Consider the following 22832-nt stretch of genomic DNA (forward strand, 5'->3'; position numbering starts at 1 on the left):
CTCCAGCGCCCACCGGGGCAAGCCGGTCCGCATCGGCCGCGCCGAGATCCGCGGCCCCCTCCGGCATTCCACTCAACGGTTCCCTGCGGGCGTTGTTGCCTCAGCGGGTCAGGATCAGCCCGCAGCTGTACGCGCGGGCGTGGCCGAGGCCGTTCGAGAGGGCGCCTACCAGCGTCTCCGGGTCGGTGACCGTGAGGGAGCCGCGGATCTCGGCGCGGCCGATGCGGACCGGCTTGCCCCGGTGGGCGCTGGAGACGGTCGGGAGCATGCGGATCCCCAGGACCTCGGGATCGGCGGTGGCGCCGATGCGGGCCACGCCGTCCTCGCCCGTCGCCGGCTCCCCGTCGGCCTGGAGGCGGCGGGCGAACCAGCGCTTCACGTGCTCCGGCGTGGTGTGGGCGGTGCGCGTCCCGCGGACCTTCTCCGCGGCCGGCTTGCCCGACGGCCTGCTGCGGGTCGGGTTGACGACCGTACGGAATCCCACGACCTCGCCCGCCTTGAAGGTGCGGTCGACGGTGATGATGTGCGGGGCGGCGGTGAAGGCCTCGCGCGGTATGCGGGCCCAGTCTCCCGGGACGCGGGACTGCACGACCAGGACGAGAGCGGCCGCCTTGAGGTCCACCGACCAGGTCGACAGGACGCCCATCTGGGAGCGGGCTTCCGGGTCGCCGTCCTCGACCCAGCCGCGGAAGCCGCTCATCACGGTGCGGTGCATCTCCTGGGCGTCGACCATGGACTTGGCGACGAGCGGGTGGCGGGCGTTCAGGGAGAGGACGGAGTGGGTGGCGACGAAGCGGGCCGTCGAGGCCCGTGTGCTGTTCACGGGATGATGTCCCATTCGGTGGCGGTCGGGGCGATGGTGATGCGCGTACGGGTCTCCCACCGAGTGGCGTGGGTTCGGCGGGCGGGATCGAAGGTGACGGGCTGGTCGTTGACCTGCACGGCGCCGCGAGTGCCGGACGGTGCCTGGATCCACGCCCAGGGGCGTCGGCCCGACGTGTCGGGCCCCTCCGGGCCGGGCAGCAGGCGCTTGGCGGCGAACGCCGTGCCGATCGTGCCGGGCAGGATGCCTGCGGCCAGGGTGCCGGAGGGCGGGCAGGACTTCCGGCCGAGCCACAGCAGCTGCTTCGGGTGCTCCAGGGCGTACGCGATCTCCTCCAGCAGGCCCGGATCCTCGTGCTGGAGCCCGACGACGAACGCCGCGTCCGACAGGTACCAGCGCTCGGTGATCATCGCCGCGCGGGACAACTCCGCCGAGACGAGGGTCCCGGAGGCCGGGTCGGCCGCGATCTTCTTCGGAGCGCCGTACCAACCCGCCAGCTCATGGTGGCCGAAGCCCGGCCCGTCGGCTGCCTCCATGCTCCTGGCAACGGCGGCGGCACGCCGGTGATCGGTGATGACGTCCCGCGGCCGCAGCGGGAACCGGCCCGCACCGAGGGTGTGGTAGTCGCGTACCGGGGTGCCGGGGTGGTCGGCGCGGACACCGAAGACGAGCGCGGCGAGGTCGTCCACCGGGGCGGTACGGTCCCGGCCGAGGGCCGCCGCGCACAGGCCGACGACCGCCGACTTGGTGGGGCGGACATGGCTGTCGCGGTGGGAGAACCGGCTCGCCACCCCCCAGGACTGCAGGGGGGCGGCGAGCCGTACGAGCAGGACGTGCGTCGTCACGCCGTCAGCTCCCCGGTGGTGGTCACGGCCGTCGCGCCGGTGTTCTTGAGGGTGCCCAGGAGTTCATCGATCTGGGGGTCGTACGTGAGGACGCGGCTGGACCTGATGTCGGGCCGGCGCCCGCTGACGAAGGCGTGGTGCTTCAGCAGCCGCTTGACGGCGGCCGGTCCGGCGGGGCCTTCGCCGTTCTTGTCGACGGGGTTCTCGTCGATGGGGGCCTGGAAGGCGGCGGCGTAGTTGTACGGGCGCTCGCCCTCGAAGGCGAGGACCAGGGCGGGGAGCGAGCCGGTGGAGGCGGTCGAGTTCCTCTTCGCCTCGGGGAAGGCGTCGACGAAGGCGTTGACGAACTCCGCCTCGGCCGCGACGGACGCCTCCTCGGCTTCGTCTACGGTCATCCCGGCTGCTTGGAGGTTCCTGCGCAGCTTCAGACGGTCCAGGACGGCGTGCCGGTAGAAGGTGCCGGAGATCAGGGACTGATATCCGGTCATGCCGGCTCCGGCGTCGTCAGCGGCGTCCAGGAAGTCCAGGGCGTTCTTCTTGCGGTCGAGTTTGGCGTCGTCGGCGGCGGCGTAGAAGTCATCGACCTGCTCCGCCTCGTGGACGGTGAAGGCGTGGCTCGACTGAACAGCCCCGTCGACGTTCGGGGAGTCCGCGATCTCGGCGAGGAAGCGACCGTACAGGGCGATGTCGATGGCGTCGCGCGGGGCGAACGCGGTGAGGACGGCGGCGCGGGTCGCGGCCGGCACGGCGGGCAGCTTGGCATCGGCCGCGGCGCTGCCCTCGGCGGCCTCGTCCGTGTCCGCCCCTTCCTGCCCGCCGCCTTTACGGACCCCCTTCTTGCCCTTGGCCGCGGCCGCTGCCGCCTGCGCCGCCAGGTACTCCCCCGTCCAGGCCCGCACGGCGTCGGCCTGCTCGTGGATGTGTGCCGCGATACGCATGCCGGCGTCCGCGGGGGCGAAGAGCAGCACCTTGGTCAGGTTCGCGACGGTCTTCTTGCCCTGGTCCCCGAACTTCAGCCCGGTGGCCTCGATGACGGCGCGTGCGGTACGGACCGCCTCTTCCGTCTCCCAGCCGTGGTCGGAGGCGAGTGCGCGTGCGGTGATCAGCGCCCACTCGCGGGTCCGGACACCAGTGCTGTGGCCGGCGAGGGCGCCGACGCCTGCGTTGGCCCGGTCCCGGGTATGGACGCGCTCGGCCCGGCGCCGGGCCTGGCTCGTGATCATGTGCCGCTCGGTGCCGCCGTAGACGATGGACTTCGGCGCGCCGTTCTCGTCCCGTACGGGGAGCACCGCCACCAGGGTCTCCAGGAGGTGCAGGGAGAGAAACTGGCTGCCGGCGAAGGAGGCGTTGCTGGTCACGTGGTGGAGTCCTTCCGGGTCGAGGCGGCGGCGGTCGGGTCGGTGGTCCGGGCAAGGCCAGCCCGGGCAGGAGGCATGTGGAAGGCCACGCCCCACTGGTACGGAATGCGGGCCTTGCGGTCGTGCCACTGATTGAGGTCGTCGACGAGTCGGGCCCAGGACGGCGGCTGCTGCTCGCAGGCCCGCAGGCGCGCGACGGCGTGCTGCAGGTGGCGCCACGGGATGCGGCGGCTCGAGACGATGCGGTCGACGAGACGGGCGGCGCCCGGGTCGTCGGGTCCGCGCCCGGGGCCGCCGCCGATGCGGCGTGCCGCTTCGCCGAGATTCCCGTAGCCGAAGGCGGGCTTCGGCCGGCCCTGGTGGTAGACGGCGAACAGGAAGGCGACCTGGCCGTAGACCTCGCGCTGGGCTTCGGTGGGGCTGTACCAGAGGGCTCGGAAGTGCGGCTCTCTCTGGATGCGGGGGCGGCGGAGCTCGGCGAGGCTCGCGTAGTCGTGGTTGTGGACGAGGCTGGCGAGCCAGGCCGTGAGCGCGAGCGCGGCACTGCTCTCGCTGGTGCCGGAGTGGGTGCCGGTTCCGGTGTCGGTGGTCATGCGGTCTCCCCTCGGAGTTCGGCCGGGGCCTTCGGCAGGGCCAGCTCGTCGTCGAACCTCTTCAGGGCGGCGGCCCGCGCCTTCGTTCCCCGCGAGTTCCTGGGAAGCGGGTCGAGGCATTCGACGAGGAACCTGCGGGCGGCGGTCGCGACCGTCGCCGCGTACTCGTGTAGGGACGCGTGGACGTCCTCGCCGAGGGTGGTCTCTTCCATCAGCAAGTCGAACGACTCCCGCGTCGCCGCCCAGTGCTGACCGCGCGCGTCGAAGCGGGCGATCTGGCTGTTCTTGTCGGTCGGCTTGGGGTTGGGATAGATGACGGTCCAGGCCGCGTACGCCGCCTTGTACAGGGCGGCTGCCACGAACTCGGCGATGTCGGAACCCCGGTAGGAGGCGAGGTAGAGCTTCGCCTCCAGGCCCGGGGCGAACGGGAACGTGCCGTCGACCCACGCGATGGCTGTGGTCTGCTTGGCCACGAGCCCGACCGTCCACAGGTCGATGCGGCGAGCGGGCTGCTGACCGGGTTCCGGGGCGACGTCCTGCGCCGGGAAGAGCGCGAGCCTCCGGTACAAGGTGGCTCCGTCGTTCCCGCCCTCCGCGGAGCGTGCCTCGTTCACGGCGGCGTAGAGGGCATGGGCCTGACGCCAGATGGCCCGGGTCGCGGAAGCCCACAGCGGCTTGCTGGTGCCGTCCGCCTTCTCGGCGTACACGGCGTCCTGGAGGTGCTCGTCCGTCAGCGCGAGGAGTTCGCCCGCGCCGAGCAGAACCCGGTCCACGTGGTCCCCTTGGCTGGTCGGGCGGAGCAGGATCGACCGGCCGAGGTAGCTGTGCAGGTCGGCCGGACCGCTGACAGGTCGGCCGATCGGCTTGGCCTTGAATCCCCGGCGCTCTTTGCCGGCGGTCCAGGTGCGGTTCAGCTCCCCGGGCGGCCCGGATACCGGGGCCAGGTTGAGGCGGAGCGTCTCGCCGAACGTGCTCCCGAGCGCGATCACCCGGATCCGGGTGCCGAGGCGGGTGGCGGCGAGGTTGGTGATGGTCGCGCCGAGGGTCTCCTTGCCGGAGATCCGGGCGCGTCCGGCCGGCCCGTACACGTGCTGCGTGAGCATGGCCCGGAAGGCCTGGGCGACGGGCAGCGGGGTGGGGTGTTCCAGGTGGTGGTGGTCGAAGAACTGGTTGTAGTCCCCGACCCGCTCGATCACCAGCTGCGCCGGTCCGGCCCCGTGCTCGTCGAGGAACGGCGCGAGCAGTGCGTTCTGTCCCAGCGGCTCCGAGGGGTGGAACAGGTCCCAGACCTCGTCCTCGGGACGCTGGGCGAGCCACTCGGCGGCGGGTCGGAGGGCATCCTTCTGGTCCACCCAGGCGGGCCACTGCTCGGCCGACTCCGGATAGGTGCCGGAGGCGTAGCAGATGGCGAGCAGGAACTCGACGACCGCGACCTTCTCCCCCGGCGTGGCGCCTTCCACGCTGCGCAGACCATCGGCATCGTGGAGCAGCTCCACCAGGTTCACTTCGACGAGCCGGTCGTCGAGGGTCAGCGCCGGGATGCAGGGGGCCTCCCGGGGATCCCATCGGGGGTGCGCCGCCCCGTCGCGCGGGGCTCGTAATTCAGCCACGTTTCGTCGTTCGCCCTCTGCTCATAACGGTTGCTTGCTGGAACGGGACAGGACGCTAGCAACTCGGGCGCGCCCGAGGCGGCAGGTTCGACAAACCTCCAAATCCCCTACAGATCTCCACAGTTGACGGCTGGACACCGCCCCTTGGCTGGGCACGCTGAGGCCGGTCCGGCTTGCCGACTGTCTCCTCGCGGCCGACACGTCGTCGCCGTGCTCGACACCTTCAGCCGCCGCTTGGCCGCCACCAGTCCCGACGGCCGGCACGCACAGGCCTGGCAGGAGTTCACCCGCACGACGAAGGGACCCGCCCGATGAACGCCACCGATGTCTCCCTGCACCGCCACACCACCTACACCCCCAGGCAAGGAGCGTCATCGGCGACCTGTACGCCCAGGTCCGCGCCGACCTGCTCGATCACCCCAACTACCAGCTGGAGGTGTTCCTCGAGCGGCTGGACCGCCACGGCGCCGAGCCGGGCTGAGCCGCCATGATCGCCCACGCACCCGACGGCAGCCCCGTCGGCTACGCCTACGCCAACACCGTCGCCCCCGGCGACCGCTGGTGGAAGCGAATGAACGTCCCCGCCCCTCGCGTGTTCACCGGCCGCGACGCGCTCGCCGTCAAGGAGATCGGCGTCATCCCCGCCCGGCGGGGCATGGGCGTCTCCCGCCGCATGCACGACGCCCTCCTGGCCGGCCGAGGGGAGGTCCACGCCACGCTGGTGGTCAACCCCGCCGCCGGCGACGGGAAGGTCATGCGACTCTACGAGGGCTGGGGGTACCACGAGATCGGTGTCGTCCAGCCATCACCCGCCTCCCCCTGGCTTGTGTGTACGGGCCGGTCGGTGCACGCCTGACAGCCAGCCACGACCTCCAGGACCTGGCCCGCACCGGGCTCGTCCGGGAGCTGACTGACCAGGCCTTGTGGCAGGCCGCCGAAAGTCTTGCCCCGGGCGCGGGAGGGCGGACCGCCGAGCTCGCTGTGCGGGCAGTCGTCGCAGGCTACGTCGCCGACTGGTGGGCCGCCGAACGCGTCGAAACCCCGAGAAGCGATGGAAGGGGGGCGAACTACGCCTGGCTATGGGACAGTTCGTGATGCCGCGTCACTGGTTGCTGGGAGAAGGGCACGATATGGCTGGGGAGTCGGAGGGCGACTGGCTGACGGCGCGCCAGGTGACCACTTTGTGGCCGGGCGTCGGTGCTCGCTCGGTGTATGTAAATGCGCTGGCCCATGGAGTGCGGGTCCGTACGGACAGCTGGATGACCACCACCGGGTCCGCCAGTAAGACGTGGTATCATGCCGACGACGTGCGCCGAGTGGCCCCGCAGATAGCAGCCCAGCCACCGCTCAAGGGGCCGTCCCCGCTGCCGTGCTGTCTACTGCTGATCGTTCTGGCGGCGGTACCAGTCGTCTGGCTGGCGCTGGCCATACGAGACACAGTTTCTCCCTAGTGACCTGAGTCGGAGATTCGTCGGCAGTAGGCGGCGACTTTGTCGAGGATCTCGTCGGCGGTCTTCGTCCAGACGAACGGTCCGGGGTGCTCGTTCCAGTCGACGAGCCAGGCCCGGATGTCGCGTTCGAGGGCCTGGACGGAGCGGTGGACGCCCCGTTTGAGCTTCTTCTGGGTCAGCTCGGCGAACCACCGCTCCACCAGCTTCAGCCAGGACGCGCTGGTCGGCGACTAGGCCCGGTGGGCGGCGAGAGCGGTGTTCACTCGTTGACCGTATGGAAGGTGACGGACACGACGGCGATCGCGTCGGAACGCGGATACAACCGTGCCTCGTCGGGCGAGCGCCAGGCGGACCGAACGGGGTAACGGGCCTGCGCCCCGATCATCCCCGCACTACGGGGCGCTGTCCGGGTAGTGCCCGGCGAGCTGCAACGCCTGTGCCGGCAGCCACGTGGCGGACATCGACCGTCACCTGACCAACACGGCCACTGAGGACGAGACAAGGCGCCTCAACCGCTGTCTTCGCGGGCTGTAGCCCTTCCGCCTGTCCCGGCAGATCGACACGCTCCAGCAAATCCGCATGTGCTCCGGGGGGACAAGGATGGCAATGCCGCCCACCACGGCACTGCGGAAAGGTAGCGTTTTATCCCATGCGGATTGCGCTCATCGGCTGGGGTGGCAGCGGCAAGACCTACCTGTCCAAGCAGCTCGCTGACCACTTCCGCGCCCCGGTGACGCACCTGGACGCGGTGTACTACGACGACGAGTGGAATGCGCTGGACGAGGATGAGTTCGCCGCGACCCAGGAGGAGCTGGTGGCCGCGCCGTGTTGGGTCATCGAGGGGAACTATGCCGGAACCTTGCCGATCCGCCTGCGCCGCGCCGAAGCGGTGGTCTTCCTCGACCTTCCTGCCTGGGTCTGTCTGTGGGGCATCGCCCAGCGGCGTATGCGGTACGGCGGTGGGCAGAACAACACGACCGGGGTTTACGACCGGATCAACTGGTCCTTCATCAGGTACGTGTGGGGGTACCGCAGGACCATGGCCCCGCGCGTGAGGGAGCTGATCCGGGAGCACGCCGGTTCGGCGGCCGTCTACAGAGTTACGAGTCGCAGGCAGGCCCGCGCACTACTCGCCCGACTCCGGCAGGCCCAGACGGCCTGACCGTCCCCGCAGCATCTCTCTACCGGGACCAGCAGCGCCTCGCCAACCGTACCGGGGCCCTCGTGGCCGCCAAGGTCAGCGGTCGGCCCGCCCCTGCGGTGATCGCCGCGCTCGCGTCCCGGCAGCGGCCCGCCCCCGGGACCGTGGTGCTGGACATCGAGTGCGGGAGGGGCGCATCAACCGTGTCGCTCGCCCGCGCCCTGCCGGACTGCCCCCTGACGGCCGGCACCGCCGCCCCACCCCCGTGACCACACATTTCAGGCGCCAAGGGAGCTGCCGTTGACTGCGACAGAGGACGTACCTCCACAGGAAGCACCAGCCAAACCACACGAAGAGCTCGCCTGGAACGACATCAGCGCCCAAGGCGACTACGCAGGCTTCACAGCCCGGCGCATGGCCCGACGTCTGCCCGTGCTGATGCGGCAGGCTCTCGCCCTGGCCTGGCGAGCCGACCGGCGCGCGGTGATCGCGCTCATGGTGTGCCAGGCCGTGGCCGGGGCCCTGGAAGCGTTCGGGCTGCTGGCCACCACGAGCACGATCACCGCGATCCTCTCCAGCGGCGACATCACCGACCGTCTCCAAGCCGCCGCCCCGTCCCTCGTCGTCCTCGGTGCAGCCCTGGCCGGGCGGGCCGGACTCGGGATCACCGTGGTGTGGCTGTCGGAGCGGGTCGGGCCGCTCATCGCGCAGGAGGCGCAGGCCCAGCTCCTGGGCGCGGGGACCAAGGCGGAGCTGGTCGCGTACGACCACGCCGGGTACAACGAGCGGTTCGATGCCGCCGACCGGGGTGCTGACGTCGCCCGGGACACGCTCGGCGAGACCCAGGACATCATCGCCGCGAGCATGTCGGTCATCGCCGCTGTGCTGGTCGTGGCCACGGTTCACCCGCTGCTCATGCCGCTGCTGGTGCTCGCCGCGATTCCCCGCGGGCTGGCCGCCGTCCGGCAGGCCCGACTCCACTACGTGAACATGCGGCGCTCGATGGACGATCGCAGGCTGCTGGGGATGCTGCGGTACAAACTGCTGGACAAGCACAGCGCCGTGCAGGTGCGCTCCGGCACCATGGCCCCGTTCCTCCTCGGCCGGTACCGGCAGACGGCCGACCGGGTGCAGGCCCGGCTCCGGGAGACGTCCTGGCAGGCCGCGAAGATCGCCGTCCTCGGGGCCGCAGCGGCCGGGGTCGGGGCGGCCCTGGTCTGGGTGACGCTGGTCTGGCTGCTGGCTTCGGGCCGTGTGTCGGTGGCCGGGGCCGGCACCGCCGTCATCGCGCTCACGACCACGAGCAGCGCCCTGGGCGGCATCGTCTCCGGTGCGACCAGGCTCTACCGCACCGGTATGTACCTCGACGACTGGGCCGACTTCCTGGAGGAGGCGGGCGGCCACCGCGTGAAGCGGGGCGAGCAGGCCGCACCCGATGCCGAGGTGTTCCGGGCGCAGGACGTGACCTTCACCTACCCCGGCGGGGACCGGCCTGCCCTCGACGGAGTCAGCCTCAGCATCCGGCGCGGGGAGATCGTGGCTCTCGTCGGGGAGAACGGCTCCGGCAAGACGACCCTCGCCAAGCTCCTGACCGGCCTCTACCTGCCCGACAGTGGCACCGTCACCTGGGACGGAACCCCCACAGGGGCCATCGACAGCATGAGCCTGTGGCGGAAGATCGCCCATGTCCCGCAGGAAGTCGTCTCCTGGCCTCTGACCGCCGCCGACAACATCACCCTCGGCCAACCCCGCGCCGATGCCCCCGAAGCGCTTGATCAGGCAGCAGAGGCATCCGGGGCGCATGAGGTCATCACGGAACTGCGGTCCGGCTACGGCACGCTGCTGGCCTCGCAGTGGTGGGGCGGCCAGGAGCTCTCGGGCGGGCAGTGGCAGCGCGTCGCCATCGCCAGGGCCTTCTACCGCAAGGCACGCCTGCTGGTCATGGACGAGCCGACCTCCGCGCTCGACGCCCGTGCCGAACACCGCGTCTTCACCGGCCTGCGCGACCTCGCGCAGAGCCGGGCCGTGGTCATCGTCACCCACCGGCTGATCAACGTGGCCTCCGCCGACCGGATCGTCGTCCTGCACCACGGCCGCATCATTGAGCAGGGCACTTACAAGCAACTCATGGACCAAGGCGGGATGTTCGCCGAACTCGCCTCCCTCCAAAGCGACCGCTGAACACTCGATACCAAGGAGTCCGCATGGCCGAACGTGTACGCGCCGTCCTCATCACCCCCGACCGCACCCTCCTGCTGATGCGCCGCACCAGGCCGGGCATGCCGGTGTACTGGGTTCTCCCGGGAGGCGGCGTCGAACCCGGCGACGCCGGCCTCGAGGACGCCCTGTACCGGGAGATCCGCGAGGAGATCGCCGGCAAGGGCGACATCGTGCGTCTCCTCCACACGGTGGACGGCGAAGACCGGGAATTCTTCTACCTGGTACACGTCACGTCGTGGTCGTTCGAGGACCGCACCGGCCCCGAGTTCACCCAGGACGGCCGAGGTGAATACCACCTGGACGAGGTGCCCCTCACCGAGGCCGCGCTGGATGAGCTGAACATCCTGCCGCCGCAGATCAAACCCGTCCTCAAGAAGCTGACGACTGCCGGGCCGGACGAGCTCACCGGGCCGGGCACGGTCCCGGGCGGCCGCTCTCCCTGGGACACCACCGGTGAGCCGCTCGGCATCCCCGATCCGGCCGCCGCGTCCACCGCGCACCTGGAGAAGACCGCTGCCCGCACCCTCGCGGCCCAGGAGGCGCGAGTGGGCGACTGGATCCCCCGCGAGGAGTGGGTGAAGACGCAGCCGCAGGCACTCGTGGCGTCGTGCGTCATGCTGTTGGACGATCAGGACCGAATGCTCTTGCTCCGGTACGGACCCCACCAGGGAGACTCCGGCGGGACGTGGTGGCTGCCGGGCGGCATGGTCGACGAGGGCGAGAACCCCTGGCCGGCAGCCCGCCGGGAGATGAGTGAGGAAACCGGCATCACGCTGCGCTCGCAACCGCGCCTCATCGGAATCGACCACAGGGCAGACGTTCTCGGCACCGGCCCCGTCGTGGACTACTACTTCGCCGCCAGACTCGCCGCCGGCCGACAGATCCAGCTCAGCCCAGAGCACGACCGGCACGCCTTCCACCACCCCGACGACCTCCCGCATCCCCTCGCAGCACACCGTCAGACGCTCACCGCACTCCATGCCGCAGCCCTGGCCGGCCGCACCGCATACCTGCAGGAGGGGATCCCGACATGAGCCGCATCCGCAACGCCGCGACCGGCCTGGTCGTCCGCGACGACCACGTGCTGCTCGTGAAGGGGAACTGGCCCCAGCCGGATACCTGGCTGCCGCCCGGCGGCGGACAGAAACCGGGCGAGCCCCTGCACCACACCGTCGAACGAGAGGTGCTGGAGGAGACCGGGGTGACCGTGCGCGCCGGACAGCTGCTGATCCTGCGCGAGCACATCCCCGCCCACCACGAGGAGGGCCCGATCGAGTACGACCGCAACCACCGGGTGGACGCCCTGTTCTGGTGCGAGGCCGTCTCGGTGCCGTCCAGGCTGGGCGGAGGCATCCCCGATCCGACCCACACCGGAGTCGAGTGGGTCCCGGTCGACAAGGTCGGCGGCCTGCGGATGATCCCCCTGTACCTACGCGACCAGCTCGCCGACATCGCGGCCCAGGCCGCTGCCGGTACGTGGCAGACGATGTACTTGGGCGACACGGCCTGACCCGGCATAGCGAGTGCCCCGTCTCACCGGTTGGTGAGAGGGGGCACTCGGGTCTGGCAGGGACGGCGGTGCGTGTCCGAAACGGGATGATCATGACCTGAGGTAACGGCTTGGGTTGGGTCGCGACCATGCGCGAACGCGCGAGTGACAAGGGCAGCTCTGCTGCCTGGGGGACCACGGCTGCGGATGGGCCGTGCCGTTAGGAACGCATGTCGCGCGACGGTGGCCGGAGGCACCTCTTTCGCCGAGCTCGACAAGGAGCTCGACGATTCGACGCGATGCGCGACGGCGACAGCCGGATCGTCCTCGTGAGCAAGGACGGAAGCATCTTGGTCCCGACGAACAACAGGTACCGCCCGTGAGCACATTCCGCATCTACCTGCGGGTCGTCAGCGAGACCCTGCAGCCGGAAGGCATCTCGCGGCGGCTGGGAGCAGAACCCGACGAGTCGACGGCGATCGGCAGCCGCCGGCGCCCCCAGTCGCCCCCGCGCTCCCACTCCACCTGGATCCGCCACGCCGGTCGCGCCCGACCGGAGGACCTGGAGCCGGTGATCCTCGCCTGGGGGCTGGACTTCGCCGAGTCCCTGGGCCGCCTCGCCGCCTCCGGCGACGCCGCCGTCTGCCTGGAAATCGTCCAGGAGATCACTGACCCCGACGACCCCGCCCAGAAGGGCATCTCCCTCAGCCCGGCCCTCCTGTCTTGGCTGGCCACGTCCCACGCCTCCCTGGACATCGACCAGTACGTTTACACCGACCCGCAATAGCCCCCTGTCCCGCCGGCCCCACCGGCGGGACAGGGGCGCACCCCACCCCTCCTCTGGCTGAGGCCATGGATGCCGAACCCCGCGCCCGGCACGGATCCAAGACTTCGCCCAACGGAGATGCAGGAACCACCACCCACCCACGAGAATGATCAACATCTCGACAAGGGGGAACCCCGTGCCCGCACCCGACGACGGAAGCTCCATCACCCACGAGCTGGAGCCTCACGACTGGTCGAACGAGGAGACAGCCGCGTACGAGGCGGCGATCGAGGCGGTGAACGGGGCCGTCGGCGCCTATACCGCCCTCATCGCCGCCGAGGAGGCCAATCCGGAGCCCGACCAGCAGGTCATCCAGGATGCGCGCGCTGCGCAGGCCCGGCTCGCCGACGAACGCGGGGGGCTGCGCTCCAGCAACCGCGAGCAGATCGCGGCCGCCCGGCGACGGTACGCCCAGCTCGCCCGCGAAGTGCGGGAGAGGATGGCGTGACTGACTCTGCGGAGGTCGAGCGCTACCGGTTACCGGAGGCGGAGAACCAGCGGATCCCGCGAGCGGATTGTTCCCTACCGACTCCCACAGTGGTCTTCCTCATCGGCCAGCCCGGCGCCGGCAAGAGCCGCGTCACCGAAATGGTCGCCAACGTCCTCAACCGGCACGGCGGGCCGCACCCTCGGACCGGAGTGGCCCGAGCGACTGACCCGGATCGAGCGGGACGCCGTTCCGATCCCGAGTCCCACGGACGTCCAACGGCTCCCCCCGACCCGGCCGTCATCGGCGGCCGCGCGATCCCGCAGCACCACCACCAGCCGGACGAAGTCGCCAGTTCATGCAAGTGTTCCTCCAGGTCCGCCAGGCTGCCGGCCAATTGCTCGTGTTCGGCCCCGAACACGACCATGCGCTGGGACTGCTCCAGGAACTGCGGAGCCGCTCCGGTCCCGGACCAGCGCACGAGGAGCTCCCCGGCCGGCGTCCGGGACGCCGTAGGCGCTCACCTCGGCGCCCGTCCCGTGGCGGCCCGGGGCGGTCTGGTCCCCCGGATCGCCCAGGCGCGTGCCGTGAGCGGGATCGAGCCGTCCGGGCGCGTCGGGACGGCCCGGCCGAGCGCGTCGCGCAGCCGGTCCCGGGCTGCCGGGGCCAGGGTGGCGACGTAGCCGGGGGCGGGCCCCTGCCCGGACAGGAAGGGCTCCCACAGGTCCGCGAAACCGGCGAAGACGGTCGGCACCTCGATCGCAGCGACGACCACATCCGCCAGCCCCGCCCCCTCCCACACCGCGCGCAGCGGATCCGGACGGCACAGCGGGAAGCGTCGGCCCTCGTCGAGGGCGGCAGCCGACGGGTCGAGCGCGACCGCCGCGGCCCAGAAGGAGTTCAGCAGGCCCATGCCGCCGGAGTAGTCCCATACGTACGCCGCCACCAGCCCGCCCCCGCGCCCCTGCCGCACGACCCGGGCCGCCTCGGCCACCGCCGCGCCCGGGTCCGGGAGGAAGTTGAGCGCCAGTCCGCTCACGGCCACGTCACACGCTTCGTCGCGCACCGGCAGCGACAGCGCGTCGGCCACCGCGAAATGCGCCGGCGCGGGGGCGGTCGCGCCGGCCGATGCCAAGAACCCGGCGGACCGGTCGAGCCCCAGCACCGTCCGCGGGTGGCACCGCCCCGCCACGGCCGCGGTCAACGCGCCCGTACCGCACCCCACGTCCAGCCAGCGCAAGCCGCCCCCGGCGCCGAGCCACGTCAGGAACTCCCCCGCCACCAGTCGGCTCCACCGGCCCATGTACCGGTCGTACGCGTCACCGGCAGCCCATACGTCGAACCGCTGCTCCCTCACCCCGCCACCCTGCCCGACCGGACCCCCCGGCACCACGGACACGCGGGTGAACCGGGCCGCCGTCACCCTGACCCGTGAGAGACTCCGGCTGCTCGGGAGGGAGCGGGCGGAGACATACGGGGCTTGCGTCTCCCCCGGGGGGAGATCGGAAGGTGGGGGCATGAACGGCGACACGCTCTACTCGATCGGCGAGCTGGCCCGGCAGACCGGTGCCACGGTCAAGACGATCCGGTTCTACTCCGATTCCGGGATCGTCTCGCCCGCCGACCGCACCCCGGCCGGCCACCGTCAGTACGGCGACGACGCCCTCGCACGCCTGGAACTCGTACGGACACTCCGCGACCTCGGACTCGGCCTTCCGACCATCCGGCAGGTCATGGACCGGGAGCTGGAACTCCCGGAGGTCGCCGCGGCGCAGGCCGAGGCCCTGGACGCACAGATCCGGATCCTGCGGCTGCGGCGGGCGGTGCTGACCGCCGTGGCGAAGCGCGGGGCCACCCCCGAGGAGACGCACCTCATGCACAAGCTGGCCGGACTGTCCGACACCGAACGCCGACGGCTGGTCGACGACTTCCTCGAGGCGGTCTTCGGCCGCGGCCGCCCGGGCACCGACACCGCGTTCCGGGGCATCATGCGCTCCATGACTCCGGAGCTGCCCGAGGATCCCCGCCCGGACCAGATCGAGGCCTGGGTGGAACTGGCCGAGCTGTCGCAGGACCCGGATTTCCGCGACCACGTACGGCAGATGGCGCAGGAGTACGCGGCCGGGCGCGCGGAGCAGGCACCGCCGAGCAGGCACCGGGACCTCGCAGCGACCGTGCGCCACGAGGTCGCCCCGGCCTTGGCGGCCGGCATCGACCCGGCCTCGCCGGAGGCCGACCCGATCGTCGCGAGGCTGGTGAGTCTGTACGGAGACGGAGGCCCCGCCGAGCCCCGGCGGCAGCTGCTCGCCCGGCTGGAGCGCATGAACGACCCCCGCAGGGAGCGGTACGTCCAACTCCTCGCGGTCATCAACGGATGGCCCGGCCCGCAGGGTCCGGGACCTGCGCTCGACTGGTCCGTCCGCGCCCTGCGCGCCCGGGTCGAGCGATGACGGGGCAGCCGCCGGGCGGCCCGACCCTGACGGCCGCGGCGACGCCGGCCGCTCCCGCCCTCGTCCTGCGCCCGTGGTGCGCGCAGGACGCCTCGGCGCTGGTCGAGGTGTACCGGGACCCCGATCTGCTGCGCTGGACGAGCCACCGGATGGAGGACGAGGCCGAGGGACTGCGGTGGGTGCGGGAACAGGAACGGGGCTGGGCGGCGGGCGAACGCTTCTGCTTCGCCGTCCTCGAAGCCGGCCCTGACGGAGCTGCGCGGCAGTTGGCCGGCAGCGCCGTCGTCAAAGAGGTCGTACCCGGCAAGGCCTCCGCCGAGGTGGGCTACTGGACGGCGGCCCGAGCGCGCGGCCGCGGCGTGGCCCCGCGCGCCCTGGAGGCGCTCACCGCCTGGGCGTTCGAGGCGTTCCGGGCCGATGGCCTGGAACGCCTCGAACTCCTGCACCAGGCGGACAACGCGGCCTCCTGTCGGGTCGCGCAGAAGAGCGGCTACGCGTTGGACAGGCTCCTGCCGGCGTACCCGCCCGCCTTTCCCCGCGACGGCCACCTCCACGTACGGCACGCGGCGCCCACGCCCTGATCCGCCGCGCCTGCGTACGGTCGCCCGGTCAGGCCTGTCGGCTCGAACCGATCGAACCGCTCGAACGACTCGAACGACTCGAACGACTCGAACGACTCCAACGACTCAGCCGATGAAGGCCGGGGCGGGAGGGCTACAGCGGGTCGCCGAGGGGGCCGAACTGCTCTTCCAGGTTCTCGGCCCAGTGCGCGGCGAAGTCCGGCTGAGTGCCGTCCGCATCGGTGAAGCCGTACTCCTTGTACAGGCCCCAGGTCGCCAGCGCGCGACCGGACTTGGCCATGACGTCGGGGTCGGCGGCGAGTGCTGCGACGGCGCGGCCCAGGTAGGCCGGGGTCTCGGAGTGGGCGAAGTTCGGGTCCTTGGACGCGGCTTCGCGCCAGTTGTCCTCGGTGACGCCGAAGTGCTCCAGCATGGCCTCCGAACGCAGGAAGCCCGGCGTGATCGCCACGGCCGCGACACCATGGGGCCTCAACTCGGCCGCTTGGGCGACGGCGAGGCGGATGACCGCGGACTTCGCCATGTCGTAGAAGAACGAGCCGCGGTAGCGGGCGGTGTTGCCGTCGGTGACCTCCACCACCAGCCCGCTCTTGCGGGCGACCAGCAGGGGAAGTGCGTACCGGCTGGTGATCACATGGGTCTCCACCGCCTGCCGGAGCAGCCGGAGGCCGGTGTCCAAGTCCTGTTCCCACAGGGGGTGTTCCCAGTCCGTCAACGGGTCTCCGCCCCACACGGAGTTGACGAGGACGTCCAGGCGGCCGTCCTGGTCGGAGGCGATCCGGTCCACCAGCGCCCGTACCTCGTCGGGGCGGCTGTGGTCGGTGCGGACAGGAATCCCGAGGCCCCCGGCGGCGGTGATCCTCTCGGCGGTCTCCTCGATGGTCTCGGGGCGGTCGAGGGCGGAGCGCCCGGCGCTGCTGCTGCGGCCGGTCACGTACACCGTCGCGCCGGCGGCGCCGAGTTCGACGGCGATGCCGCGGCCGCCGCCCCGGGTGCCGCCGGCGACGAGGGCGACCTTTCCGGCCAGCGGGCGGCGTATGTCCTGCGTCATGATTCCTCCGAGTCGGTGCGGCTGTGGCTGTGGGTGTGTGCGACGTGCGGGGACAGCACCGCGTCGAGTTCCTCGCGCAGCCGCTCGGCGAGGGTGCCCCGGCGGTCGAGGGCCCAGGTCAGCCCTGCGCCCGCGGTGATCGCCTGTACCGTGCGGGCCAGGGCGGCGAGGTCCGTCCCGGCGCGGAGCTCACCCGCGGCTGCCGCCTCCGCCAGCAGGGCGTGGACCGCGCGCCCCCGGGCCTGGTGGACGGCGAGGGCGCGCTCGTAGAGCTCCGGGTCCGTGAGGTCCGTGCACAGGAACGCCAGGTGGTGCGCGAAACTCTCCGGGGTCTCCATCCCGGCCGACGCTTCGACGGTCAGCGCCGCCAGGGCGTCGAGGGCAGAGGTGTGCTCCTGGCGGACGCGGGCGGTGAGCTCTTCCGCCTCCCGGGCGGAGAGGTCCGCGAGCGCGAGCAGCAGCCCGCGCTTGGACCCGAACCTTTGCACGAGAGTGCCGGGCACCAGCCCGACCTCGCGCGCCACGGCAGCCAACGTGAGCCCCGCCGGCCCCATCTGACCCATCACCCGGGCAGCCGCGCGCAAGATCACCCCATCCTCGACGGCACGGGGACGCGCCATTGCCACCAGCCTCCTCGTTAATAAATGCCTGTTCATTTATTAAAGCAGACAGAGGGCCGCGCCGCTCGCGCTTCCCGAACGGGCGGCCACGGCGTGCACGGCCGTGCCTGCGGCGGAAGACTGAGTGGCATGCCTGCCCGCCTGGTCATCTATCCGCCCGACGAGAACGGCTGGCGGCGCGTGCGCTGGGACGGCGTCGCGATCGGCGTGGCGCAGAAGCCGTCCGACATCGCGATCTTCCTGAGAGCGGTCGGCGTGAAGTCGGCCCAGGACCTCGACCTGACCGATCACGACCTCGTCGAGTGGCGAGGGGGCGGCCCGGAGACCTGGGCCGAATCACCCCCGTAGCTCCCGACGCGCCGGCGGGGCCGCACTCACTCGGCCCCGCGGCCGTCCGGCAGCCCATCGAGCCGGTCGATGAACGCGGCCAAGCCGTCCAGGATGCGCTGGAGGCCGAACTCCCACGCCTGGTCCTGCCCGCCCGACCGGGCCGCCGAGGCGAAGGCCGCAGTGAGCGCGGGGAACTGCTCGCCGTGCACCTGCATCAGATCCGCGAGGATGGCACCCAACTGGGCCTCGGGGTTGCCCGCGGGGCCTGCCGCGCGGGCCTGATGGGTGATGCCGCGTACGTGACCGACCAGGAGGACGGCTGCGTCCATCCTCTCGGCGCCGGTCAGCCCGGTGCCGTCCAACGCGGAGACGGCGCGCTCCAGCCAGGACAGCTCCCCCGGGCCCATGATCCGAGGCCCGACGGTGGCGTCCAGCGCCCAGGGGTGCCGGCGAAAGACCCCGAGCAGCTGCCGGGCCCATTCCTCGAGCCGCCCCCGCCAGCCCGCACCCTCCGCCTGTGCCACCGCCTGCACCTGCGCCTCCGCCCGCGCCTGCGCCTGCGCCTGCGTCTGTGTCTGCGTCTGTGTCTGCGCCCGCGACACCGGATAGGCGCCGATCGCGGCGTCCACCATGAGGGCGACCAGCTCGGCCTTGCCCGGCACGTACCGGTACAGCGCCATCTTCGTCACGCCCAGTTGAGCCGCGACCCGCTGCATGGAGACCTCGGCCAGCCCGTCCGCGTCGGCGATCTCGATCCCGGCCCGCGCGATGCGCTCCAGGTCGAGTTTCGGCTTGGGGCCGCGGGCGGGCACGGGGTGCGGACCCCACAGCAGCCGGACCACTTCGGCGTGCTCACTCCCCATATGCGCCACCTCCGGGACCCCCTTGCCGAACCAAACCAACTGCGTCTACGGTACACAGTATCTACTGTATCCAGGGGACACAGTTTCAAGGCCAGCAGGAGGAGCAACCCATGCGAAACAGGAACGTCCTCATCTCCGGTGCGAGCATCGCCGGCCCGGCCCTGGCCCACTGGCTGGGACGCCACGGCTTCAAGCCCACCGTCGTCGAATTGGCCCCGGCCCTGCGTCAGGGCGGCCAGGCCGTCGACTTCCGCGGCGCCGCGCACCTCACCGTGCTGGACCGCATGGGCCTCCTCCCCGCGCTGCGCCGCGTCCAGACCGGCGGCAGCCCGATGCGCTTCGTCGACGAACGCGGCCGCACCCTGCTGCGCCTGCCGGCCGAGTTCGCCGGCGGCGAGCTGGAGGTGCTCCGCGGGGACCCGGCCCGAGTGCTGTACGAGCACAGCGCCCCCCACACCGAGTACCTCTTCGACGACTCGGTCACCCGCCTCACCGAGACCCCCTCCGGCGTGCGCGTCGACTTCCGCAGCGGACCCTCCCGCGACTTCGACCTGGTCATCGGCGCGGACGGGCTGCACTCGAACGTCCGACGCCTCGCCTTCGGCCCGGAGGAGGAGTACGTGAGCCACCTCGGCTACTACGCCGCCACCTGGCAGCTGCCGAACGACCTGGGCCTGCGGCGGGGTTCGGTCGGATACAACGCCCCGGGGCGGCTGGCCTCCGTCGGCGCCGACCACCGGGACCCGGACCGGGCGGGGGCGTTCTTCGTCTTCGCCTCGCCGCAGCTCTCGTACGACCGCCACGACCCGGAACAGCAGAAGCAGCTCGTCGACGACGCGTTCTCCGGCCTCGGCTGGGAGGTCCCCCGCCTGCTCGCCTCCCTCCACCGGGCCCCCGACCTGTACTTCGATTCGATCAGCCGGGCGGACGTGGACACCTGGTCGAAGGGGCGGGTCTGCCTCATCGGCGACGCCGCCTGCGGGGCCACCATCGGCGGCATGGGAACGGGAACGGCAGTCGTCGCCGCCTACGTACTGGCCGGGGAACTCGCCCGAGCCGGGGGCGACCACCGGACGGCCTTCACCCGGTACGAGAACAGGCTCCGCACGTACGCCAAGGGCTGCCAGTCGGGCGGCGACCGCACGGGCAAGTTCCTCGCCCCCGCCACCGCCACCCGCATACGCATCCGCAACGCCCTGCTGTCCCGCCCCCTCTTCCTGAACGGCATGCTGAGGCTGGGCGAAAAAGTCAGCACCTCGGTCGCTTTGCCCGACTAGGCCGTTTCCTTCGGATCATTCCGAATATCGCGGCCGGCTCGGGACAGCTCTGAATTCGGTTGGAAGTTCCAGGGGGTATTGTCGTCCGGTCACGGACGGCAATCGAATCGTCTGTTCAACCCGAGGGAAACGACATGACTGATCTGAAATCGCTGCGGGCCAGCCTTGCGTCAGGCGAGCACGAGTTCGCCGACACCTTGGCCTTCATCGCCGCGCATTACGAGTATCAGCCTCAGGCGTTCCGGAACGGGGAACTGGAAAATGCCGCCGGTGAGAACGAGGGTTCCTGCAAGACCCTGGGACTGGCCCTGTTGGAAGGGCTGAGCGACGAGGAAGCCCTGCTGGCATTCGGTGAGCACTATCGCAGTGTGCTCGCGACGCCGAACGGCACTGATCACGGCAACATCCGCAACCTCATGGCCCACGGACTGGCAGGGGTCAGCTTTGCGGAGCAGCCGTTGACCCGTAAGAGCTGAACGGCGAACCGGCAATCCCGGCCGCGGATGCCGGTTCGACATCCGCCGGCTCGCACGCGGGCAGCATTGCTGCACGGGCGTCTGCCCCTGCGCCCGCGACGCTCACTGGCGGCGGGCGTCGCGGACGAGCCGGGCGACTATTGCGTCGCCGCGCTCCGGATGTGCCTCCAGCCATGTGCCGAGGTGCTCCCGGACGGCCTGTTCGACGCAGGCGCACACCGCCGCGCCGCCCAGTTCGCCACGGGTGGCGCCGAGGTACTCGGGACGGTCCAGCTTTGCCGACACCACCGCCGTGAGGCCTTCGCCGATCCTGTCGGGGCCGAGATCGGGATCCGCCGCGGTCAGGAGCCGCCGGTCCCGTGCGTACGCCGTGACCGCGGCCGCCACCCCGACACGGAAGCCCGCCACGTGCGTGCCGCCGCCGGGGGTCGGCCTGCTGTTGGCGAAGCTTCGCACCCGCTCCTCGCCGGAATCGCGGGAATCGCGGGAGTCACGCCACCGCAGGGCCACCTCCACCGTCCCCGCCATGCGCGGATCCTCCCGTTCGAAGCCGATGACGTCCGCCGGAACGCCGGCGACTGCCCCCGCATCGAGGAAGGCGACGAACTCCCGTGCCCCGCCCGGGAACCGGAACCGCTCCGAGCGGGGCCCGTCCGACTCCCGTCCGTCGGTCAGCGACATGTCCAGGCCCCGGTTCAGGAAGGCCAGTTCCCTGAAGCGCTCCGCCAGCACGGCGTACGAGCACTGCGCCGCCCCGAAGACGTCGGCGTCGGGCCGGAACACGATGGTGGTCCCGCTTCCGGCCGCCGGTCCCGCGGCGGCAGGCGGGGCGAGGGCGTCGCCGCGCGCGTACTCCTGGACCCAGCGGACCCCCGCGCGCCGCACCTCGGCCGTCAGGCGGCTCGACAGGGCGTTGGTGACGCAGAGCCCGACGCCGAGAGGGCTGATTTCCGCGGCGCGGCGGTGCCCGGGCGCCACCCCGGCGGGCAGGCGCGTCAGCAGGGCTTCGAGCCCGTGAGCGTCACTGTCGCCGTCGTCGGACACGCGTATGCCGCCGTCGGGCATGAGGGTGACGTCGACGGAGCCGGCGCGGCCGGCCAGGACCTCGTTCACCGCCCGGCCGACGGCCTCGTACACCAGCTGGTGCAGGCCGCGCTCGCTGGTCGAGCCGACGTACATCCCGGGGCGCCTCCGGATGCCTTCCATCACCCCCAGCACCTTGATCTGGCTGGCGTCGTACCCGTTGTCGTTCTCGCCCACGAACTCCCCCTCCCTTGGTCTTCAGCAGCGTTCCCCAGCCTAGGCGGATCCACTGAAATCACCAGGTCAGAGCCGGTTTTCCGAAGTCGCAGACCGGCCGGTGCGCGCCTGCCCGGCCGCGGCCGACCACCCGGGTCGCCGACCGCTGCCGGAGTTCGGCCGATGGGCCGGCAAGCCCGCACACGGCCCCCTTTCCGGCCGCGCCGAGGTCCCCAATTCCGCGAATCTCAAGGCGAGTCGAGCGGTCCGGCAGCTTGGTGTCCAGGGCTGCCGGGTCAGCCGAACCAGACGACGAGTCGGACGCCGTCGTCACCGTGCAGGCCGGCGAGCGTACGCATGACGGTCCAGACGGCGCCCCATTCCTCGTCGGGCACCGCCTGCCTCCGTCGGAGCCGTTCGATGCGGAAGAGGCGGTCGCCGTCGTGCCACTCGCTGCCCTCGGGGTGGGTGCGCCCGGCCCGTTGCAGGACCCGCGGGTCCTCGATGCCGGACAGCTCGGCGAAGCGGTCGAGGCTGCTGTTCAGGCCGTACAGCTCCCAGGCGCCGTCAGCGCCCCGGCGGTACTCGTGCACGCACTCGTCCACCTCGGTCGAGGCCTCTTCCCAGTCGACCGTCTGCAGCTCCGCCCAGGTGATCCAGGACCCGCCGTACGCCCCGCCCCAGTCCTCGTAGTGGGCCCGGGCCTCGGGGGACGCATCCGGGGGCAGTCCGCGGTCAGCGGCGAGGGGCTCGAAGGAGGCGTTCCGGATACCGAACAGGCAACCGAACGCCACGTAGGACCGTCCGTTGTACAGGTGGTCCAAGTCGATTGCCGCGTGCCAGCGCCGGTCGTCCTCGTGGAGCCACGCTGGCCGGTGCAGGCGGGGTGGTCTACGTCAGCGAGACCGTCGAGGATCCCCACGTCCAGGCGCTGGACGCGGCCACCGGCACGAAGCTGTGGACCTCGACCGTCACCGGAAGCGCCCTGCGCCTCGCCGGCGGGGTCCTGTACGTCACCGGCAAGGACAAGGAATCCCTCCACGCCCTGGACACGGCCACGGGAGCCGGCACCTGAGCCCTGACGGGCACAGACACGCTCGGGGTGCACGGGAGCGTCCGCGACAACGACGACAGTCGGCTCCGGCTGCGACACCCACCGAACGCG

General features: G+C 71.5%; 24 protein-coding genes and 3 pseudogenes. 15 read left to right on the forward strand and 12 right to left on the reverse strand.

Annotation, left to right across the window (positions count from 1 at the left end):
- Positions 1 to 100 precede the first annotated feature (100 nt).
- From ABZ924_RS26500 to ABZ924_RS26520, 5 genes are read right to left on the reverse strand one after another with little or no spacing between them, the layout of a single operon-like run.
- On the reverse strand, positions 101 to 823 hold the full coding sequence (locus tag ABZ924_RS26500; RefSeq protein ID WP_361914652.1) for a type I-E CRISPR-associated protein Cas6/Cse3/CasE: 723 nt from the start codon (positions 821 to 823) through the stop codon (positions 101 to 103).
- Positions 820 to 1668 carry a type I-E CRISPR-associated protein Cas5/CasD gene (gene cas5e / locus ABZ924_RS26505; RefSeq protein WP_361914655.1) on the reverse strand — a complete coding sequence of 283 codons (849 nt, stop codon included), beginning with the start codon at positions 1666 to 1668 and terminating at the stop codon, positions 820 to 822. The genes ABZ924_RS26500 and cas5e overlap by 4 nt, the downstream gene beginning before the upstream one ends.
- Positions 1665 to 3026, reverse strand: coding sequence for a type I-E CRISPR-associated protein Cas7/Cse4/CasC (locus ABZ924_RS26510; RefSeq protein WP_361914658.1), 1362 nt, complete (start codon positions 3024 to 3026; stop codon positions 1665 to 1667). Before ABZ924_RS26510 ends, cas5e begins: the two co-directional genes overlap by 4 nt.
- Entirely contained in the window at positions 3023 to 3619 is a 597-nt protein-coding gene (casB, locus tag ABZ924_RS26515; protein WP_361914661.1) for a type I-E CRISPR-associated protein Cse2/CasB, read from the reverse strand. Before casB ends, ABZ924_RS26510 begins: the two co-directional genes overlap by 4 nt.
- A complete protein-coding gene (locus ABZ924_RS26520) occupies positions 3616 to 5229 on the reverse strand; it encodes a type I-E CRISPR-associated protein Cse1/CasA (protein ID WP_361914664.1) in 1614 nt (537 codons plus the stop codon). Before ABZ924_RS26520 ends, casB begins: the two co-directional genes overlap by 4 nt.
- Positions 5230 to 5602: 373 nt before the next feature.
- On the opposite strand from ABZ924_RS26520, the pseudogene ABZ924_RS26525 reads away from it, so the two are divergent.
- Positions 5603 to 6085, forward strand: a pseudogene (locus tag ABZ924_RS26525) (GNAT family N-acetyltransferase).
- A gap of 591 nt (positions 6086 to 6676) precedes the next feature.
- On the opposite strand, the pseudogene ABZ924_RS26530 reads toward ABZ924_RS26525, so the two are convergent.
- Positions 6677 to 6910 (reverse strand): annotated as a pseudogene (locus ABZ924_RS26530) (IS630 family transposase); the annotation flags it as partial.
- A gap of 419 nt (positions 6911 to 7329) precedes the next feature.
- Between ABZ924_RS26530 and ABZ924_RS26535 the strand changes: the two are divergent.
- The 8 genes and pseudogenes from ABZ924_RS26535 to ABZ924_RS26570 all read left to right on the forward strand — a co-directional run.
- Complete coding sequence (locus tag ABZ924_RS26535; protein ID WP_361914666.1) at positions 7330 to 7842, forward strand: topology modulation protein; 513 nt, start codon at positions 7330 to 7332, stop codon at positions 7840 to 7842.
- A gap of 62 nt (positions 7843 to 7904) precedes the next feature.
- A complete protein-coding gene (locus tag ABZ924_RS26540; RefSeq protein ID WP_361914669.1) occupies positions 7905 to 8090 on the forward strand; it encodes a hypothetical protein in 186 nt (61 codons plus the stop codon).
- 145 nt (positions 8091 to 8235) lie between these two features.
- Positions 8236 to 10002, forward strand: coding sequence for an ABC transporter ATP-binding protein (locus tag ABZ924_RS26545; RefSeq protein WP_361914672.1), 1767 nt, complete (start codon positions 8236 to 8238; stop codon positions 10000 to 10002).
- 23 nt (positions 10003 to 10025) lie between these two features.
- The gene (locus ABZ924_RS26550) at positions 10026 to 11075 is read left to right on the forward strand and encodes an NUDIX hydrolase (RefSeq protein ID WP_361914675.1); all 1050 of its coding nucleotides are present in this window, start codon (positions 10026 to 10028) and stop codon (positions 11073 to 11075) included.
- On the forward strand, positions 11072 to 11551 hold the full coding sequence (locus tag ABZ924_RS26555; RefSeq protein ID WP_361914679.1) for an NUDIX domain-containing protein: 480 nt from the start codon (positions 11072 to 11074) through the stop codon (positions 11549 to 11551). The genes ABZ924_RS26550 and ABZ924_RS26555 overlap by 4 nt, the downstream gene beginning before the upstream one ends.
- A gap of 358 nt (positions 11552 to 11909) precedes the next feature.
- Complete coding sequence (locus tag ABZ924_RS26560) at positions 11910 to 12317, forward strand: DUF4279 domain-containing protein (RefSeq protein WP_361914682.1); 408 nt, start codon at positions 11910 to 11912, stop codon at positions 12315 to 12317.
- 175 nt (positions 12318 to 12492) lie between these two features.
- Positions 12493 to 12804, forward strand: a complete 312-nt coding sequence (locus ABZ924_RS26565; protein ID WP_361914684.1) for a hypothetical protein — start codon at positions 12493 to 12495, stop codon at positions 12802 to 12804.
- Positions 12805 to 12893: 89 nt separating this feature from the next.
- Positions 12894 to 12965, forward strand: a pseudogene (locus ABZ924_RS26570) (zeta toxin family protein); the annotation flags it as partial.
- 338 nt (positions 12966 to 13303) lie between these two features.
- Here the strand turns inward: ABZ924_RS26570 and ABZ924_RS26575 are convergent.
- Positions 13304 to 14140 (reverse strand): class I SAM-dependent methyltransferase, encoded by an 837-nt coding sequence (locus tag ABZ924_RS26575; RefSeq protein WP_361914687.1) that lies wholly within the window; start codon positions 14138 to 14140, stop codon positions 13304 to 13306.
- A gap of 160 nt (positions 14141 to 14300) precedes the next feature.
- On the opposite strand from ABZ924_RS26575, the gene ABZ924_RS26580 reads away from it, so the two are divergent.
- Both ABZ924_RS26580 and ABZ924_RS26585 read left to right on the forward strand, forming a co-directional pair.
- A complete protein-coding gene (locus tag ABZ924_RS26580) occupies positions 14301 to 15233 on the forward strand; it encodes a MerR family transcriptional regulator (protein WP_361914690.1) in 933 nt (310 codons plus the stop codon).
- Entirely contained in the window at positions 15230 to 15814 is a 585-nt protein-coding gene (locus tag ABZ924_RS26585) for a GNAT family N-acetyltransferase (RefSeq protein ID WP_361914693.1), read from the forward strand. Before ABZ924_RS26580 ends, ABZ924_RS26585 begins: the two co-directional genes overlap by 4 nt.
- Before the next feature lie 133 nt (positions 15815 to 15947).
- Here ABZ924_RS26585 and ABZ924_RS26590 read toward each other — a convergent pair whose 3' ends face one another.
- Positions 15948 to 16862, reverse strand: coding sequence for an SDR family oxidoreductase (locus tag ABZ924_RS26590; protein ID WP_361914696.1), 915 nt, complete (start codon positions 16860 to 16862; stop codon positions 15948 to 15950).
- Positions 16859 to 17518 carry a helix-turn-helix domain-containing protein gene (locus ABZ924_RS26595; RefSeq protein WP_361914699.1) on the reverse strand — a complete coding sequence of 220 codons (660 nt, stop codon included), beginning with the start codon at positions 17516 to 17518 and terminating at the stop codon, positions 16859 to 16861. Before ABZ924_RS26595 ends, ABZ924_RS26590 begins: the two co-directional genes overlap by 4 nt.
- Positions 17519 to 17611: 93 nt before the next feature.
- Between ABZ924_RS26595 and ABZ924_RS26600 the strand changes: the two genes are divergently transcribed.
- On the forward strand, positions 17612 to 17830 hold the full coding sequence (locus tag ABZ924_RS26600; protein ID WP_361914702.1) for a hypothetical protein: 219 nt from the start codon (positions 17612 to 17614) through the stop codon (positions 17828 to 17830).
- Between the two features lie 26 nt (positions 17831 to 17856).
- On the opposite strand, the gene ABZ924_RS26605 is transcribed toward ABZ924_RS26600, so the two are convergent.
- Positions 17857 to 18675, reverse strand: coding sequence for a TetR/AcrR family transcriptional regulator (locus tag ABZ924_RS26605; protein WP_361914705.1), 819 nt, complete (start codon positions 18673 to 18675; stop codon positions 17857 to 17859).
- Positions 18676 to 18785: 110 nt separating this feature from the next.
- Between ABZ924_RS26605 and ABZ924_RS26610 the strand changes: the two genes are divergently transcribed.
- Both ABZ924_RS26610 and ABZ924_RS26615 read left to right on the forward strand, forming a co-directional pair.
- Positions 18786 to 19952: an FAD-dependent monooxygenase gene (locus tag ABZ924_RS26610; protein WP_361914708.1), complete on the forward strand. Its 1167-nt coding sequence runs from the start codon at positions 18786 to 18788 to the stop codon at positions 19950 to 19952.
- A 134-nt stretch (positions 19953 to 20086) separates the two neighbouring features.
- Entirely contained in the window at positions 20087 to 20428 is a 342-nt protein-coding gene (locus ABZ924_RS26615) for a HopJ type III effector protein (protein WP_361914711.1), read from the forward strand.
- 102 nt (positions 20429 to 20530) lie between these two features.
- On the opposite strand, the gene ABZ924_RS26620 is transcribed toward ABZ924_RS26615, so the two are convergent.
- Positions 20531 to 21688, reverse strand: a complete 1158-nt coding sequence (locus ABZ924_RS26620) for a DNA gyrase subunit B (protein ID WP_361914713.1) — start codon at positions 21686 to 21688, stop codon at positions 20531 to 20533.
- Positions 21689 to 21963: 275 nt separating this feature from the next.
- Positions 21964 to 22461 carry a hypothetical protein gene (locus ABZ924_RS26625; protein ID WP_361914716.1) on the reverse strand — a complete coding sequence of 166 codons (498 nt, stop codon included), beginning with the start codon at positions 22459 to 22461 and terminating at the stop codon, positions 21964 to 21966.
- A 92-nt stretch (positions 22462 to 22553) separates the two neighbouring features.
- On the opposite strand from ABZ924_RS26625, the gene ABZ924_RS26630 reads away from it, so the two are divergent.
- Positions 22554 to 22742 (forward strand): PQQ-binding-like beta-propeller repeat protein, encoded by a 189-nt coding sequence (locus ABZ924_RS26630; protein WP_361914718.1) that lies wholly within the window; start codon positions 22554 to 22556, stop codon positions 22740 to 22742.
- The last annotated feature ends 90 nt before the right edge of the window (positions 22743 to 22832 follow it).

Source organism: Streptomyces sp. NPDC046876 (genome assembly GCF_040645035.1).
In the GTDB taxonomy this organism is placed as follows: Bacteria; Actinomycetota; Actinomycetes; order Streptomycetales; family Streptomycetaceae; genus Streptomyces.